We start from the raw sequence: 15,529 nt of genomic DNA, 5'->3' as shown, positions 1-15,529 counted from the left end.
CCCCAGGTCGGCGCGGGGGCGGGCACCCGGCATACGCAGGTGAAACGCACTCCGAAACCTTGGTATCGTGGTCCATGTCGCCGCGGCCGAGCCGCGGAGCGCACCTGGTCCGGGTGGCGGAATGGCAGACGCGCTAGCTTGAGGTGCTAGTGCCCTTTATCGGGCGTGGGGGTTCAAGTCCCCCCTCGGACACAATGTTCCCCCGCACTGTCCGTTTCCAGGGCAGGCGGAATCGGCACCCGCCTCCGGCTCCTGGCTGGACGCGGGTGTTCGTCGTTTCGGCCCTCCCCTGCGCTTCTCCCTTCGTCGGGGGTTCGGTGGTCGGGCTCTGGATCAGCCGATCGTGACCCTTTCTGCTCGAGGGGTGTCCGCGGTCAGGTATCTGGCCGCCGGGTCATAGGTCAGCGAGATCGCCTCGCTGCGGAGGTACGCGACAGCGTCGGCCGATGAGAGCGGCGCTGCGCTCGCCCTCAGGGCCATCGGCTCGGCTCCGTCCGGGTCGTGGTGCGTGAGGCGGAGGAGCAGTGCGGACAAGTGCGGTAAGACCTGGTCCTCGCGCAGGTAGGCGTTGGGAGTGCGGCCGGGCATGGGCCTCGTGGCGCTGGTATGACCATGGCGGCAGCGGTAGGCGGGGCGGCGGGCCCAGTGGGATTCCGTCCGACGCCCGCAGACGCCGCAGCACAGCAGCCCCGCCAGGAGATAGATGCGGCCGGGTGCCGTTTCCCGGGTGGTGCGGAGGTGCTGAACGGCGATGAAGTCGGCCTCACTGACCAGCGCCGGGTGCGTGGGCTGGGCCGAGACGACCCAGTCGGCGGGGGTATTCCACCGCGTCACGTCGCGGTGCCCGAGAGTGGTGTTGGCCGCGTCGATCAGGTCGTGGTCGGTGCGCTGGCGGTTCCAGACCTGGCGGCCGGTGTAGCGGGGGTTGGCCAGGATGGCCCGCACCGTGGGCAGCAGCCAACGCTGACCGTTCCGGTGCGGGCAGCCAACGCTGACCGTTCCGGTGCGGGCAGCCAACGCTGACCGTTCCGGTGCGGGTTGCGACCGGGGTCGGCTGCGGACGGGCAAGGGATACCGGCGTCGTTCAGAGCACGGGCGATTCGCGCGATGCTGTGCCGGGCCAGGCGCTGGGTGAAGATCCAGGACACGATCGGCCCGCAGTATGGGTCGATGTCCAGGCGTTGGATGCGCAGGCCGCGGCGAGCGAGTGCCCGGTTCGGGTGTGGGCCGGCGTCCACCAGCCGGTAGCCATACGGTGGCCGGCCGCCGAGGTAACGGCCCTGGTCGCGGGTCTGCACGGTCATCGCGCTGCGCACCCGGACCCGGGCGCGGGCGATCTCCCGTTTGGACAGGATGCCGAGCAGGATCATCAGCTCCTCCTGCCCGCCGATCTGCGGATCCACCGCGCCACCCAGCTCCGGCACCCAGACTTCGACACCGTAGTGCTCGAACAGCGGGGCCATGGTCGCGAACTGATGGCCGTAGAAGGCCCGCTCGCTGGAGCCGATGATGACCGCGTCGAACCTCCGGTCCGGGTCGGCCATCGCCGCCAGCAATGCGGCGGCCTCCGGACGACGCGCCCAGGGCACGGTCCGGCTATGACCGATGTCGAAGAACTCGGCCACGATCCGCCCATGCCCGGAAGCAAGGGCCTGGGCGCGCGGCAGCTGCCAGGCCCGTGACGTAGCGGGATCCTGGTGGTACTCGGCGGATACCCGCCCGTAGAAGGCAAACCGAAGTTCGGGCAGCTCGGGGGACGGGGATCCGAACCGCCGCTGCCAGGGTTCGCCGGCCCAGTCCGCGAGCGAACCTTGCCCGGCCGCGGTATCAGAGGCTGGGACGGCGGGAGGCGCGTCGGCTGTCATCATCGGCACCTCCTGCTTGCCGCTGGGCTCGCCCGGCATGTCGACCGTGGACCGCTTGCGAGTTGCCGTCAACGGCCCGGGACAAAGGCTGACTCGAACGGATGAAGATCGGTGTCCGTTGCTTCGGCAGCAGTGTGCTGCCTGGCCGATAGCCTCGGGCACGACCCCCGAGTACGGCCAGTTCGAAGTGGCTCCGTTCTTTGCTTGCGTGGCGGCCCGGTGGCTGGATCCGCGCCGGCGGGACGGCAACCGTTGTTGTGGGTGTCCAGGGGCCTATTTTCTGCCGGGTAGCGTGGCCGGGTACTGCTTCGTGTCTGTGAGGGTGTTTCATGCGCATGTTGTTCGAGCCCGACGAGGAGGAGTTCGACGCCGCCGCGGAGATGCTGGCGAGTCGGGTGGAGGCGTGGGCGCGGGAGCACGACGAAGGAGCGGACGCGGATGCGTTCGTTGTTCAGTCGGCTCTTGACTACCGCCACCGCGGGACGGTGGACGGCCGTCTGGGGTTGTGGCGGGCGGCCCATGTGGAGGGGTTCCTTCTGGACTGGCTGCCGCGGACGCTGACCGTGCTGCCGGGGCAGCCGGTGCCCGACGGTCCGGGTTCGCTGCTGGCCCTGCTGCGGTACTTCGACGCGTTCGGACTGGCCGATCCCCGTGGGGATGGCCTGACCGCGCTGGAGTCAGCGGTGAGCTCCGCGTCCGGGGAGTTCGGCGCCCGGATGCGGGACCGTACCCGCTGGGGGTCGGCGAAGTTCTGGGCGGTCACCGCCGCCGAGCAGGGCGTGGACATCATGGATCAGGCGGCGATGGCACGGTTCGCCGAGCGGGCCCGGCGCGGGGAGGTTCCCTACGACCGCGAGGCCCTCGACGCGATCATGACCCGGCATATGACGGCCGGCCCGGCGCAGGTGGAACGGGCCGAACCGCAACTGCCGGTCACGTTGCCGGAGGAGGACGTGCTGCGGGAGCGGGCCGCCGCGGTCCCCCTGATCGGGCAGCTGGCGGGACTGGCCGGGTGGGCCGGGAGCGAGGGCCGTGATCTGACGAAGACGGGCCGGCTGCGCCTCGCCGATGCCCGGGACCTCGTCCGCGCCCTGGCCACCGGGGATCCGGTCGAGCAGGTGCGTACCAGTGCGGAACTGCCGCGTGTGAATCTGCTGTTCGCCTGGGCGAAGCAGGCCCGGCTGATCCGGGTGGCCAAGGGCCGGGTGTACGCGGTGGCCAAGGCGCGCCCGGTGCTCGCGGATCCGCTCGCGCTGTGGGAGCGGGCCTTCGAGGCGTTCTTCGAGCTGCGGGGCCCACTGCTGGGCGGCCCCGATGGGTACGACGCCACCTCGATGCTGTTCGATGTGTACCAGGATGTGCTGCCCGACATCCTCAACACTTTCTACAGTCTTCCGTACCCGATGCCCTGGCCCCGGCTCCGCGACTCGGTCCACCTCGCCTACCGGATGAGTTTCACCTTCGGCGGGGCGCCGGAACGCGAGCAGCGGGCGTGGCTGCTGGACGCCGACCACGACCTGCGCCACGTCCTGGACGTCCTGGAATGCTTCGGCGCGATCACCCGCGAGCAGGGCATGGCCGACCCCGTCTTCCTGGACACCGCGCTCGATGAGCCCCCAGCCGGTCCGCAACTGCCCACCGGGATGCCCGCGGAACTCGCCCAGTTGCTGGGCCCCCTCCCGGCCGTCCCGGACCCGAGTGCCACCGCCCGCGCGAAGGAGCTGCGTGCGGAACTGGCATCTGGCCCCGTGGAGTTGATCCGCCTCACCGATCTGGGCACCCGCTCCGTCCGGCAGCGGCTGCTCGCCCAGGGCCGTAGCGCACCACTGGTGGGCGAGCTCACCCACGCGCCCGCCGCCGGACTGCTGGGCGTGCTGGCCCAGGAGTACGACCCCGAGCACGCCGAAGCCGAACTCGCCGCCTGGACCGCCGCCCACGACAGCCCCGAGCACGCCCGGCACCTGCTCCTGGACGCGGTACGCGCCACTCCCTTCCGCACACGCGCCGCCGCCTTGCTCGACACCCTGACCACCGCCCTCCCCGACGGTGCGGAACTGCTGCGTTCCCTGCGCGGCGACCCGGACCTGGCCCCCACCGCCCTCACGGTCCTCACCCAGCGCGGCGCCCTCGACCACGAGGGCCTGACCGACACCGAGGCCGCGCTGATGGTCGCCGAGAGCCTCCTCCAACTCCTGGACCTGGGCGGTGAGGAGGCCCTCCTTGAAGCTCTGCTCGCCCAGGGCCGCGCGGAGGCCGAGACGGCGATCGGGGCCGCACTCGTCTCTGGCCACCCCGACCAGGCGGGACTCGATACACTGCGCCGCCTCGGCGACGGTCCCCTTCGCGCCAGGGCGACCCAGCTCGGACGGCTGGGCGCGGCCCGCGCCCAGCACGGGCGCAGCACGATGAGGAAGCGCAAGCGCCGCCGCTGACCTCCAGCCCCGCGCCCTCGTATCTCATGACGGCCGCCCCGGGGTGTGCGGAGTGGACCGGGCCCGGCCGGAACCTGCACGTGGTGTGGGCCGGTAGCCGTGATCGGCGAGCCAGGTCCGGGCCCGGCCGTGCCGGCGTTCCGCGCTGAACAACCAGTAACGGCGCTGCTCAGTTGGTGAGACGGCCAGCGCGTCCTTGAACCGGCGGAACGCTCCCCGGCCCGTGATCGTGGCACCCAAGGCGTCGGCGAGGCTCCGGTCGTCGAGTGCGGCGATGAAGTCCTCCATGTCCCGGTAAGCAGCGTGTGACCTCGCGCATGCCACATGCAGCCGCCGCCCGGTGTCCTCCGGCTCTCCCTCACCCCAGGGCTCCCCGAAGTCCGCCGTCGCCGGCCGGCACTCGCCGGTGTTCAGATCGACCCAGCCACCGCCCCAGGCCGGATCGCCCTCCAGCAGGCCGGAGAGTTCCTCCAGATCGACAGGCAAGGGACGCAGGAAAGGGGTAGCGCCACCGATCGCGGCGTCAAGCTGATCCGCCAGTACCTCATCGCCTTCCCCATTCCGCACCCGCAGCGCCGCCAAGCACCGGACCGCCGTTTCCACGGCCGCCGGCACACCCCGGACAACGGCGGCGGTCAGCACGTCTCCGCACTGCTGGAGCACCGGCTCCGCATCACGTGTGCGAAGCAGCGCGACAAGGGCCCTGCTGTCCGCCGCGTGGCAGGCGGCGCGGAGCGCTGTCACATCGTGGTCACTCCAGGCATCGGTCATGCCCGCGCCCACGCGGCACGCCCCGCGATCCGCTCTGCCGTCGTCCTCATCATCGTCCCGTCACCGGTCATGCCGACTCATCCTACGGACGACCCGACAGCATGCGCCCCCTCTCGAGGGCGACCGCGGGCGGCCGACAGTAGGGTCCTGTGGGTGAGCGAGTACCAGTACTTCGAGTTCCAGGCCCTTGAGCGGCCGTTGAGCCGCGAGGAGCAGGAACAGCTTCGTGATCTGTCCACCCGGGCGCGGATCACCGCGACAAGCTTCACCAACACCTACCACTGGGGAAACTTCCGCGGCGAGCCGCGCAGCATGGTCGAGCGGTACTTCGACGCCCACCTGTACGTCACCAACTGGGGAACGCACCGGCTGATGCTGCGGCTGCCCAAGCAGCGCCTACCGCTGCGCACCGTCCAGCCGTACTGTCTCGACGACCACGTCGAGGCCTGGAACACCCGCACGCATATCGTCCTCGACCTGACCAGCGAGGACGAAGGCGGCGACTGGGCGGAGGGCGCCGACGACTCCCTGACCGCGCTCATCGGCGTACGCGACGAACTGGCCGCAGGCGACCTGCGATCCCTGTATCTCGCCTGGCTCTCCGCCCTCGCCGCGTGGGAACTGCAGGACGACGACGAAGAGGAGTACCAGACCGTCACCGAGCCTCCCGTCCCGGCCGGTCTCGCCGATCTCACCGCCCCGCAGCGCGCGCTGGCGGACTACCTGCGCGTCGATACCGACCTGCTCTCCGCCGCCGCACAGTCCAGCCCCGCCGCCCCCGAACCCACGGCCAAGCCCACGAAGAAAGAACTCCAACCCCTGATCACCGCCCTGCCGGCAAAGGAAAAGGACGGGTTTCTGCTCCGGCTGGCCCTGGGACAGGAACCCCAGTTGCACACCGAACTGCTGCACCGCCTGCGCGGCACCGCCACCCCGGCCATCACTCCCGGCAACCGATCCGCCGCCCACCTGCTCGACGCCGCCCACACCGGCCGCACAGAACGCCGCCGGCGCGAACAACGCCGACAGGCTGAAGCCCGCGCCCAGCACCTGACAGCCCTGGCCAACGATGCGGACTCCGTGTGGCGACAGGTCGAGGCGCACATCGCCACCAAACAGACCAACGCCTACGACCGGGCCGTCACTCTCCTGCGTGACCTGCGCGATGCCTGCGACCACGTGGGCAGCGGAGCGGACTTCCGGCAGCGCATCACGCGCCTGCGTGAGACGTACCAGCGCCGCCCCGGCCTCATCCACCGTCTGAACACCCACAACCTCCGATAACAGACGGCACGGACCCCGAACTCCGGATAACGGCTCGGCACCGCCAGACGATCGCCACGAGCGTGTGCGTTCATATGGAGATCGTGTGCGTTCAGGGCTTGCGCCCTGATGGCGTCATCGCGGACAGACCCTAGTCACCTGGGCAGATCTAGGTCTCAATCGCAGGACCGCACGGACCCCGCTGGCTCAGGTGACGGAGAAGCCCTGGAAGGCGGCGATCCCGCGGGTGTCGGTCCAGCCGTTGGCAGCCGTCATGAACACCCCGATGTCCTGGGCGTCGGCAACGCCGCCCGGGGTGGCCGTGCCGACCGTGGTCCATGAGACGCCGTCAGCGCTGCACTCGCCGGTATAGGCGTTGCCGGAGCGCGTCAGCCGCAGATGCACCGGAGCGGTGAAGGATCCGGACAGTTCGATCGAGTCGAATGTTCCGTTGCCGTCGGCGTCCCAGGACAGTGCGCATCCGTTGGACGGTGTCACCGCCAGATTGACGTACCCGGCCGAGCCGTCTCCGTTCGTGGAGAGGTCGTTACGGACCATGAGCCCGGCGCGGGCCCAGCCGCCGGTGTTGTCCTGCGAGGTGACCTGGACCGTGGCGACCGAGGCGGAGCCGAAGGCGGCGACCCGGTGGATCGTGGCGAACTCATTGGTGCCACCCCACAGATCGGCGCCCCCGCCCTCGATGGCGAGCGCGTCCCCGGACTGGCCGAAGACGGCGTCGTTGAAGGAAGCGGTTCGGTAGGGCGCTTGGACACCGGTGGCCGCCATCAGGCGGACCGACGCCGCGGCCAAGCCCCGCGACCCGCCGGTTCGGTAGGACGCGCCCACCGGCACCCGGGAGACCAGTGCGCCGGCGGCCGCGGTGAGGGTGACCCGGAAGCTCGCCGAGAATGTCTCGCCCGGGGCGATGGACGCCGCGGTGGTCGGGCCGACCGGCTCGGCGGTCATCCCCTCCGGTGCGTCGGCCGACAGGCTCACATCCGTCGCGGGGCCGAATCCATTGCGGTTGGTGAACGACACGGTGACCGTGACCGGGCGTCCTTCGGCCACCGCTGCCCGGTCGGCGGACGCGGTCAGCGCCACCTGGTGGGGATCCGCGGTCAGGGTGTCCCGCACCTTCCGGGCCAGCGTGTGGATGTCGCCCGACGTCCGCACCGGGTAGCTGTCGTGCCGGTGCGCCCAGTGGTCCTCCAGCGCGAACCAGTCGATCTCGGCGGGCTGCCGGCCGGCCGCGAGCGCCGTGGACAACTCGTCGAAGTATGTCTTCCAGCGCAGGTGGTAGAGGCCGCTGAGCAGTCCGGACCATTCCCGGTTGGCGTAGTCGTGCAGGCCCTCGTCGCTGCTCGCCCGGCCGCCCCAGGTGGTGATGATCGACCGTGCGTCGTACTCCAGCCGGTCCTTCTCCGCCTTGGTGGCGCCCCAGGAACGGGCGTCGGCCAGCCACCGTCCGAGCAGGTGCTGGCCGCTGGTGGCCAACACCTTGTCCATCAGCTTCATCCAGCTGAGCCAGGTCCTGGTGAGCCGGTCGAAGCGGCCGCGGTCCCCGGCCTCGTACGCCGCCTTGATCTGGGGCAGCAGCACCCGGCTGCGGTTGGACAGCACCTGACGGGCAACGTCGGCCAGGTCGTACGCGTAGGCCGAGCTGTCGCGCAGCGCCGGCGCCACCTGGAGCAGTTCGGTGAGCGCCGTGTCGAAGGCCGTGGTGTCGTAGCGGTCGGCCTCCGGGCCCCACGCGGCGGCCTTGTTGGCGCCCAGGCTCGGCCGGGCGCCGAACAGCCCGTCGGGCGCCTCGCTCCACGCGTCCGCGCGGGTCATGTTGTACGCGGTGTCACGGATCGCCTCCCACGCGGCGACGGCGTGCGGGTCCTCGCCGCCGTACCGGGACACGGCATACGAGGCGAACCAGTCATCGAGGCCGATGGCGCCGGGCGTCCAGGCCAGGTCGGTGAACAGGGCCATGGCGGCGGGGTTGTTGTCGGCGCCCTCCGGCATCATCGCGATCCCGGCGAGCGCGCTGCCCGACTTGTCCCGCCACTTCGGGTACTGGTCCACCCAGTCGGGAGCGTTGGCGCCGATCGGGGTGTGACCGCCGAAGTTCCAGATGGAGCCGAAGGCGTACGGGGTGCCGTCCCAGTCGCTCTCCCGGTCGGTGACGGTGGTGTAGCGGTCGGACAGGCCGTCGACGACGAGCATCGTGCTCTTGTCGACCGCGCCGAGGATCTCCCGGCTGGGGTTGGTCTGCCAGCCCAGGATCGCCCAGACCGACCCGGGGTGTGCCTTCTGGAGAGCCGCCTCGACGGACTTGGCCGCCTCTCCGACCGGCACGTCACCGGGGTTGCCCCCCTCGTGCAGCAGGTCCATCTTGTACATCGAGCTGTCGCCGTAGCGTTCCCGTTGGTGCCGATAGAAGGCGACGGCGACCTCGGCGAAGAGGTCCGTGCGCGGATCGAGCCAGTCGGGGCGCTTGAAGGCGCCCCAGGTGCCTTGGGAGACCAGCGACGCGCCGGGGTTCTTGGCCAGGAAGTCGTCCGGCACGGTGCCGTAGTAGCCCGGCAGCACGGGGGTCATGCCGAGTTCCCGCACCCGGGCGATGATCTTCTTGGCGAGGGCGGCCCGCTGGTCGATGAGGTGCTTGGACACCGGACCGCCGAACCCCGACATGTTCTGCAGCAGCCACCAGGGCTGGTGGGAAGGGGCGGGGATCCACTCTCGCAGCTCGGCGTCCGAGTAGCCGAAGTCCCGGAAGGTGTCGTAGTAGACCGCGTCGGCACCGATGTACACGAGCACCTCGTTGATGCCGTGCAGCGCGAGTACGTCGATCTCGCGCTCCCAGGCCTTCCAGCCCCGGTAGGCGCCGGTGTAGCCCTCGTTGGTGTCGTTGTACGCGAACCGGTGGGCGACATTCGCCGCTCCCGTGATCTCCGCGCCGGGCGCGGGCAGCAGCCGCGGGAGGTTCAGCTGCTCGCCGTTCCAGGAGATGTCGGCCTTCGCGGCCTCGGCGAGGTACCGGTTGAACCCGGTGAGCAGTACGGCGGGGCTGGTGCCCTCCACCGTGATGCTCCCGGCCCGGCCGGTGACCTTGAAGTGGTCGCCGCCGCTGGCCACCATCGCGCGCAGCGTGACCTGCTGGTGGTGGGCGGGTACCAGCCGCCGCAGCGCGGCGGCGGCCGGTGCCGTGTCGAACGGCCGGGCGCTCCCGTTCGCTGCGGTCGCCCGGGCGGCCTGCGGCTTCGCCAGCAGCAGCGCGCCGCTCACGGCGGCCGCTCCGGTCAGCATCTGTCTGCGGCTGACGCCTTCGTTGTTGTCCATGAATGTCCTTTCAGGCGACCGTCATCGCGAAGATGTGCAGTGCGGGGACGCCCGACTCCAGGCCGTCGCTGACCTTCGGCAGCACGACGGCGCGCACTTCCTTGTCCTGTAGCTCGACGCCGAACACGTAGAGGCTGACCGGGGTGTCGTCCCGGCCGGTGGAGATGTGGCGGTACGGCACCACCACTGAGGCGGAGCTGTTCGCCCCGTACCAGTCCGGGACAGCGACGGAGAACGCCCGCCGCGTGCCGTCGGCATAGACGACGGCTCCCTCGCCCTTGCCCTCGCCCCAGGTGCTGGTGCCGAGGAAGGCCAGCCGGGAGCCCGAGCCGGACAGCAGCACGGTCTGCCCGGAGGCGACGACGTTGTCCTTGTTCCCCGGCCGGGTGTCCGGCCAGGTGAAGGTCGTCCCGTCGTACGTCACCGCCGCCCCCGGCGTCAGCCCGACCGAGGCCAGCGCCTGCGCGGACAGGCTGGACCGCGACCCGTCGATGTCGGCGACCGTGAGGGCGTCGTCGGAGGCGATGCCCGCGTTGTCGAAGGCACCGGCGAGCGACCGGTTCGGCAGCCGCACCGACGAGGTGGCGCGGGCGCAGTCGGAGCCGTCGCGGTGGACGTCGAAGAGCGCGTGAGCGGTGAACGAGACGAGGCCCTCGGCGTCGTCGGCGAGCCGGGTCCGCCAGCTGCGGGTGGCCGTGGCAGCGGGCGCCAGGCTGCCCAGACGGGACGACCGACCAGTGCCGTCCACGGCGAGGTAGAGCACCGTGTCGCCCAGCGCGATCTGGGCGGTGTTGGTGATGGTGGCGGTCAGCGTCACCGCCGAGCCCGCCTCCGGACTCGTCGGCGACACGGTCAGCGAGATGGGCGGGGTGAGGAAGTCCTCGTTGGGCCGGTACGCGTGGCCGTTCATGGTGCCTCCACCGAGAAGTGATCGAAGACCGCCCGGACGGTGGTGCCCGGGTAGTTGGCATTGACGGCGCTGGCGATGACTCCGGCGTCTCCGGCGCCGCTCGCCGACGGCACGGTGGCGGTGCCGATCCGCTCCCACGCCAGTCCGTTGCCGGTGGCGTACGCGGTACAGGTGGTGCCCGAGCGCACCAGGCGCAGCCAGGCGGGGTGGTAGGAGCCGCCGCCTCCGGCCCAGGTGTCCAGGTGTCCGTCTCCGTCGCTGTCCGTCATGAATTCGAGGCCGTACCGTGCGGACATGGTCAGCACCGCGTAGCCGCCCTTGCCGGGTGCGGTCAGGTCGCATGCGATCGCGATCCCCGATTTGGCGCTGGGGTTGTCGCTGCCGGTCAGGCCGGCCGTCCTGACCTGCACCACGCAGGACTCGGCGGCGGCGCCGGGGAGGTAGATGACCCCCTTCTCGTCGGTGCCGCCGGACAGGTCCCGGCCACCGGCCCAGATGACCAACTGGCCGGGGGCATACTGGCCGAACGTGGCGTCGTCGGTGGTGGCGAAGGTGGTGTACGGCTCCCGCACCCCGTTGGGCTCGTAGGGGACGCTGACGGTCCTGGCGGAGCGGGCGCAGTCGGAGCTGTGGCCGTCGACGTCGAAGACGAGGTGCGCGGTGAACGATACGTCGCCCGCCACGTCGGCGGGCATCGCGGTCTGCCAGCTGCGGGTGACCTTCGCGCCGCGCCGCAGGTTGCCGAGGGGGAGGGTCCTGGCGGCCGTCGTCGCACCCGGGCCGATCAGGTGGAGAACGGCGTCGCGGAGCGGGAAGGGGCAGTCGTTGGTGAGGTGCGCGGTGGCCGTCACCGCGTCGCCGCCGGCCGGGTCCGCGGGCACCGTGGTCACCGTGAGGGCGGGTCCGAGGGTGTCGAACCGGGTTTCGTCGCGTCCGGTCATCGCGCTCATCCCCGGTCCCAGTCGACGGTGAAGGTATTCGCGATGTCGCTGGGGAGAGCGGAGGGGACCGTGATGTGGATCTTGCCGTCCTCGCGGGTCCACCGCAGCGGGCCCTGGCGGCCGAGCAGCCGGATCCTGGAAGTGGAGCTGATCGGGATGTCGGCGGGCACCGACAGGATTCCGCTGGGGGCACCCAGCGCGATGATGTTGAACCTGCCGGGGGTGACCGTGTAGCGGATGCCGAGTGGGCTGCCCTCCTCCTCCGCCCGCACCCACGGCGTCGAGCCGTAGATCGCCGGGCCGTTGACATCCAGCCAGGCGCCGATGTCGCGCAGCCGCTCCCGCATGATGGCGGGGATGGTGCCGTCGGGCCTGGGGCCGATGTTCAGCAGCAGGTTGCCGTTCTTGCTGACCACGTCGGCGAGCAGGTGGATCAGGAACTCGGAGGTCTTGTAGTCCTCGTCCAGCTCGTGCTTGTTGTAGCCCCAGGAGTAGCCCATGGTGATGCAGCACTCCCACTTCTGCGGGTCCATCGTGGGGTTGGTGCGCTGCTCGTACGTGGCGAAGTCGAAGTGGGTGTCGAACCGGTCGTTGATCACGACGCCCTTGGGCCGCGCCCGGTTCTTCGCCTTGTTGTAGTAGTAGGCCATGGGCTCTTCGCTGCGCCACGGCGGCTCCCCGGTGGGCCGGAACCACTGGCCGTCCGCCCACAGCAGCTCGGGGTCGTACCGGTCGATGACCTCGTAGAGCTGCTTCAGCTCGTAGTCGCCGACGTAGTCCTGGACCGGCTTGTAGCCGACCATCGGGATTTCCTCGTCGGTGTAGAAGTTCTTCATCGGCCGGCCGATGGCCGGGTTGAAGAACTCGCCCAGCGAGTAGTAGAGGCCCGGCCGTACGGTGCCGCGCTTGCGGGCGGCGGTCATCAGCTCACCGACCAGGTCGCGCTTGGGGCCGTACTTCACCGAGTGCCGGTCGGTGACCTTGCTGGGGAAGAGGGCGAAACCGTCGTGGTGCTTGCTGGTCAGCGCGAAGTACTGGGCGCCCGCCCGCTCGAAGAGCCTGATCCAGGAGTCCGGGTCGAAGTTTTCGGCCTTGAACTGCGGGATGAAGTCGTCGTAGACGAAGTCCTGGCCGTAGGTGTCCCGGTGGTACTTCCACTCGGCGGTGTCCTTGAAACTCTGGTACCACAGGTACCACTCGCCCGCGTTGTGCCGTCCGGTGCCCCCGGGCACCGAGTAGACGCCCCAATGGATGAAGATGCCGAACTTGGCGTCCTTGTACCAGCGCGGCACCGGGTGGGTGTCCAGCGACGCCTTGGTGGGCTCATAGTCGGGGCGCGCCCTGCCGCCGAGGGCGTGAGCGATCCCCGGCGGGCCGAGCAGCACGGCCCCGCCGAGGGCGGTCGCGGTGGTCAGGAGGTCTCTGCGGCTGACTGCCATGAAGGTGCCTCTCACTCGGTGACGGAGAAGGAGTCGAAGACAGCTGTGGTGGTCTGGCCGGGATAGTTGAGGTTGACGGCACTGGCGACCAGGCCGGCGTCGCCGCTGCCGCTCGCCGACGGCACGGTCGCGGTGCCGACCCGCTGCCAGACGGTGCCGTCGGCACTGGCGTACGCGGTGTACGTCGTGCCGTCGCGGACCAGCCGCAGCCAGGCGGGGTGGTAGGAGTCGCCGCCGCCGGCCCAGGTGTCCAGTCGGCCGTCGCCGTCGCTGTCGGTCATGAACTCCACGCCGTACCGCGCCGACATGGCCAGCACGGCGTAGCCGCCCTTCTCCGGCGCGGTCAGGTCGCCCGCGACGGCGATCCCGGCCTTGGCGGACGGCCCGCTGCCCGTCTGGCCGACCACCCGGGCGGTGACGCTGCCCGAGCGCGGCGCGGCGGCGGGCAGATAGACGGCTGCCTTCTCGTCCATCCCACCGGAAAGGTCCCGGCCGCCCGCCCAGATGGCGAACTGGTCACCGCTTCGACCGCTGTTCCGGGCGTACTGGGCGTCCTCGGCCGTGGCGGTCGTCAGGTACGGCGCCCGCACCCCTGACGGGACAGGCACGACGATGGCGTCCACGCCGTCGGAGTCGTGCCGTGGCCGGCCGCCCTGGCGCCAGGAGGCGTTCACTTTGATCGGGTGGGTGCCCCATGCGGCGTCGGCCGCGGGGGTGACGGTCCAGGTGACGGCGGCGCGCTCGCCCGGGGCGAGGGTGCGGATCCGTGCGCTGCCCGCCGGTTCGGCGGACCAGCCGTGCGGCAGCTTCAGGCGGGTGCTGACACGGGTGACGGCCGTGGGGCCGGTGTTGGTGACGGTTGTTGTCATCTGCGTGGCCTGACCGGCCCGCAGGCTCGGCTGGTAAGGGGTCAGCCGGACGCGGGCCGAGGGGCAGTCGCGGGCCACGCCGAGGGCGGCCAGGTCGACCGCGTCGGCGAACGCTTTCATCCCGGTGTCGTTGGGGTGCAGATGGTCACCGGAGTCGAACGCGGCGGCGTACCGGGTGGGGTCGGCCGGATCCCGTACCGCCTTGTCGAAGTCGGCGTACCCGTCGAAGGCGCCGCCGGAGTCGCGGATGAACGCGTTGACCCGCTGCCGGTCGGCCTCCTTGTCCTCGGTCCACCAGTCGCCCCATCCCCGGTACGGGACCACGGTCGCGCCGATCACCCGCAGCCCGCGGGCGTGGGCCCGCCGCGCGATCTGCCGCATACCGTCGATCACCTGGTCGCCGGTGGCGCCACCCCAGCTGAGGTCGTTCACGCCCTCGAACAGGATCACCGTCCGGGCGTTCGGCTGGGACAGCACGTCGCGCTCCAGCCGGTCCAGTGCCGACGGGTTGCCGTCGGTCCCGGCGGTGATCCGGTTGCCGCTGATGCCCTCGTTGAGCACCCCGGCGGTGGACGAGCAGGCCGAAAGCCGGGCGGCCAGGTAGTCGGGCCAGCGCCGGTTTGCGTTCGCCGTGGACGACGCCCCGTCGGTGATGGAGTCGCCGAGCGCCACCACGGCGCCCTTCGCATCGCCGCCCCGAACGTCGACCCCGGTCAGGAACGGGAAGGTGGAGTCGGTCGTGGTGAAGGCGCTCCCGTCAGAGTCCCCGGCGTGGTCACCGCCGCCGTCCGGGGTCCAGTAGACGGTCTGCAGCCCCATCCAGTGCTGGCTGATGTGAGTGAGCCGACCCGGGAAGTACAGGCTGACCACCAGGTCAGTACGGTCGGGCACCGCGAGCCGGACCGGGTCACTGACCGCGTGCCCGCCCGCCGCGATCGTCACCTCCCGCTTCCCGCCGAACCGCAGGTCGTACGGGTGCGCCACGGCGGAACCGCTGTCGCGCCGCCCCACGGTGGCGTGACCGATCGTCACCGGCTGGTCGGTGAATCCGTTGGCCAGCCGGATCCGTACGCTCGACCCGCCGGCGCTGACGCGCACCGGTATGCGTACGGTGACCTCCGAGGTGCCGGGGTCGTACGAGGCGTGCTGCGCGGTGGCCCACGTACCCGTCCAGGCCAGCTGCCCGGCCTCGGCCGGCGCCGCCATGAGCAGCGCCGCCAGGGTGGCCGCCAAGCCCGCGGCGAAGGCGGCGAATCCGCGGTGTCCGAGCCCTCTGAACACACCAGGCACGCCAAGCACGGGTCCTCCTCAGGAAGCATGGTGGAGTGCCTTGAGCGCCTTGGCGGCGCCGTCGGCCTTGAGGTTCACGAACGCCGGGGTGATCCCGAGAGGCGCCGCATAGTCCTTGAGTGTCACGGGGCCGTGGACGACCGTGCCGCGGCCCACGTCGCGCCACACTCCGGTGGCCGCTGTTCTCGCCGTGCCCGTACCAGTGCCCGGCGCTCTTCAGGCCGTATGCCGTGCTGAGCGCGTCCGCGGTCGCCCCGGACAGCGACCACGTCACGTCGTAGCGGTCGGACCGCAGGGTGATCCTCAGGTCGACGGTGACGCCCGGCAGATCGGTGGCGGCGGTGACGCGCAGGGTGTCGCCGTCGCGGGCGCTGTCGGTGACCTCCCGGACGAGGTACCAGTCAGCGCCGATCCGGAACCGG

Annotated in this window: 10 protein-coding genes and 1 tRNA gene; 3 read left to right on the top strand and 8 right to left on the bottom strand. The window is 70.9% G+C overall.

What is annotated here, in order from left to right:
• Positions 1-107: 107 nt before the first annotated feature.
• Positions 108-192: transfer RNA gene (locus tag ACFXB5_RS31775), tRNA-Leu, on the top strand.
• 141 nt (positions 193-333) lie between these two features.
• On the opposite strand, the gene ACFXB5_RS31770 is transcribed toward ACFXB5_RS31775, so the two are convergent.
• On the bottom strand, positions 334-945 hold the full coding sequence (locus tag ACFXB5_RS31770; protein ID WP_385214246.1) for a recombinase family protein: 612 nt from the start codon (positions 943-945) through the stop codon (positions 334-336).
• Positions 870-1,937 carry a hypothetical protein gene (locus ACFXB5_RS31765; protein ID WP_385214243.1) on the bottom strand — a complete coding sequence of 356 codons (1,068 nt, stop codon included), beginning with the start codon at positions 1,935-1,937 and terminating at the stop codon, positions 870-872. Before ACFXB5_RS31765 ends, ACFXB5_RS31770 begins: the two co-directional genes overlap by 76 nt.
• 263 nt (positions 1,938-2,200) lie before the next feature.
• On the opposite strand from ACFXB5_RS31765, the gene ACFXB5_RS31760 reads away from it, so the two are divergent.
• Positions 2,201-4,297, top strand: a complete 2,097-nt coding sequence (locus tag ACFXB5_RS31760) for a hypothetical protein (protein WP_385214241.1) — start codon at positions 2,201-2,203, stop codon at positions 4,295-4,297.
• A gap of 24 nt (positions 4,298-4,321) precedes the next feature.
• Here ACFXB5_RS31760 and ACFXB5_RS31755 read toward each other — a convergent pair whose 3' ends face one another.
• Positions 4,322-5,068, bottom strand: coding sequence for a hypothetical protein (locus tag ACFXB5_RS31755; protein ID WP_385214238.1), 747 nt, complete (start codon positions 5,066-5,068; stop codon positions 4,322-4,324).
• A gap of 153 nt (positions 5,069-5,221) precedes the next feature.
• Between ACFXB5_RS31755 and ACFXB5_RS31750 the strand changes: the two genes are divergently transcribed.
• Entirely contained in the window at positions 5,222-6,352 is a 1,131-nt protein-coding gene (locus tag ACFXB5_RS31750; protein WP_385214235.1) for a hypothetical protein, read from the top strand.
• Between the two features lie 186 nt (positions 6,353-6,538).
• Here the strand turns inward: ACFXB5_RS31750 and ACFXB5_RS31745 are convergent, their stop codons facing one another.
• The 5 genes from ACFXB5_RS31745 to ACFXB5_RS31725 are packed head-to-tail and all read right to left on the bottom strand — an operon-like array spanning position 6,539 to position 15,116.
• Positions 6,539-9,658 (bottom strand): alpha-N-acetylglucosaminidase TIM-barrel domain-containing protein, encoded by a 3,120-nt coding sequence (locus tag ACFXB5_RS31745; RefSeq protein WP_385214232.1) that lies wholly within the window; start codon positions 9,656-9,658, stop codon positions 6,539-6,541.
• Between the two features lie 10 nt (positions 9,659-9,668).
• Positions 9,669-10,568 (bottom strand): CARDB domain-containing protein, encoded by a 900-nt coding sequence (locus ACFXB5_RS31740; RefSeq protein WP_385214229.1) that lies wholly within the window; start codon positions 10,566-10,568, stop codon positions 9,669-9,671.
• Positions 10,565-11,509 carry a hypothetical protein gene (locus ACFXB5_RS31735; RefSeq protein WP_385214226.1) on the bottom strand — a complete coding sequence of 315 codons (945 nt, stop codon included), beginning with the start codon at positions 11,507-11,509 and terminating at the stop codon, positions 10,565-10,567. The genes ACFXB5_RS31740 and ACFXB5_RS31735 overlap by 4 nt, the downstream gene beginning before the upstream one ends.
• 5 nt (positions 11,510-11,514) lie before the next feature.
• A complete protein-coding gene (locus ACFXB5_RS31730; protein WP_385214223.1) occupies positions 11,515-12,948 on the bottom strand; it encodes an alpha-L-fucosidase in 1,434 nt (477 codons plus the stop codon).
• A gap of 11 nt (positions 12,949-12,959) precedes the next feature.
• A complete protein-coding gene (locus tag ACFXB5_RS31725) occupies positions 12,960-15,116 on the bottom strand; it encodes a GDSL-type esterase/lipase family protein (protein ID WP_385214221.1) in 2,157 nt (718 codons plus the stop codon).
• Between the last annotated feature and the right edge of the window lie 413 nt (positions 15,117-15,529).

The sequence above is a fragment of the Streptomyces sp. NPDC059455 genome (genome assembly GCF_042750115.1).
GTDB lineage: Bacteria > Actinomycetota > Actinomycetes > Streptomycetales > Streptomycetaceae > Streptomyces > Streptomyces endocoffeicus.
The sequence above is the reverse complement of the archived record's forward strand: the minus strand, read 5'-3'. Positions and strand labels throughout refer to the sequence as shown.

Excerpts from the sequence above, each read along its gene's own strand:
- ACFXB5_RS31730 (WP_385214223.1), bottom strand. The coding sequence starts at position 12,948 with ATGGCAGTCAGCCGCAGAGACCTCCTGACCACCGCGACCGCCCTCGGC.
- ACFXB5_RS31745 (WP_385214232.1), bottom strand. The coding sequence starts at position 9,658 with ATGGACAACAACGAAGGCGTCAGCCGCAGACAGATGCTGACCGGAGCG.
- ACFXB5_RS31760 (WP_385214241.1), top strand. The coding sequence starts at position 2,201 with ATGTTGTTCGAGCCCGACGAGGAGGAGTTCGACGCCGCCGCGGAGATG.
- ACFXB5_RS31755 (WP_385214238.1), bottom strand. The coding sequence starts at position 5,068 with ATGACCGATGCCTGGAGTGACCACGATGTGACAGCGCTCCGCGCCGCC.
- ACFXB5_RS31735 (WP_385214226.1), bottom strand. The coding sequence starts at position 11,509 with ATGACCGGACGCGACGAAACCCGGTTCGACACCCTCGGACCCGCCCTC.
- ACFXB5_RS31740 (WP_385214229.1), bottom strand. The coding sequence starts at position 10,568 with ATGAACGGCCACGCGTACCGGCCCAACGAGGACTTCCTCACCCCGCCC.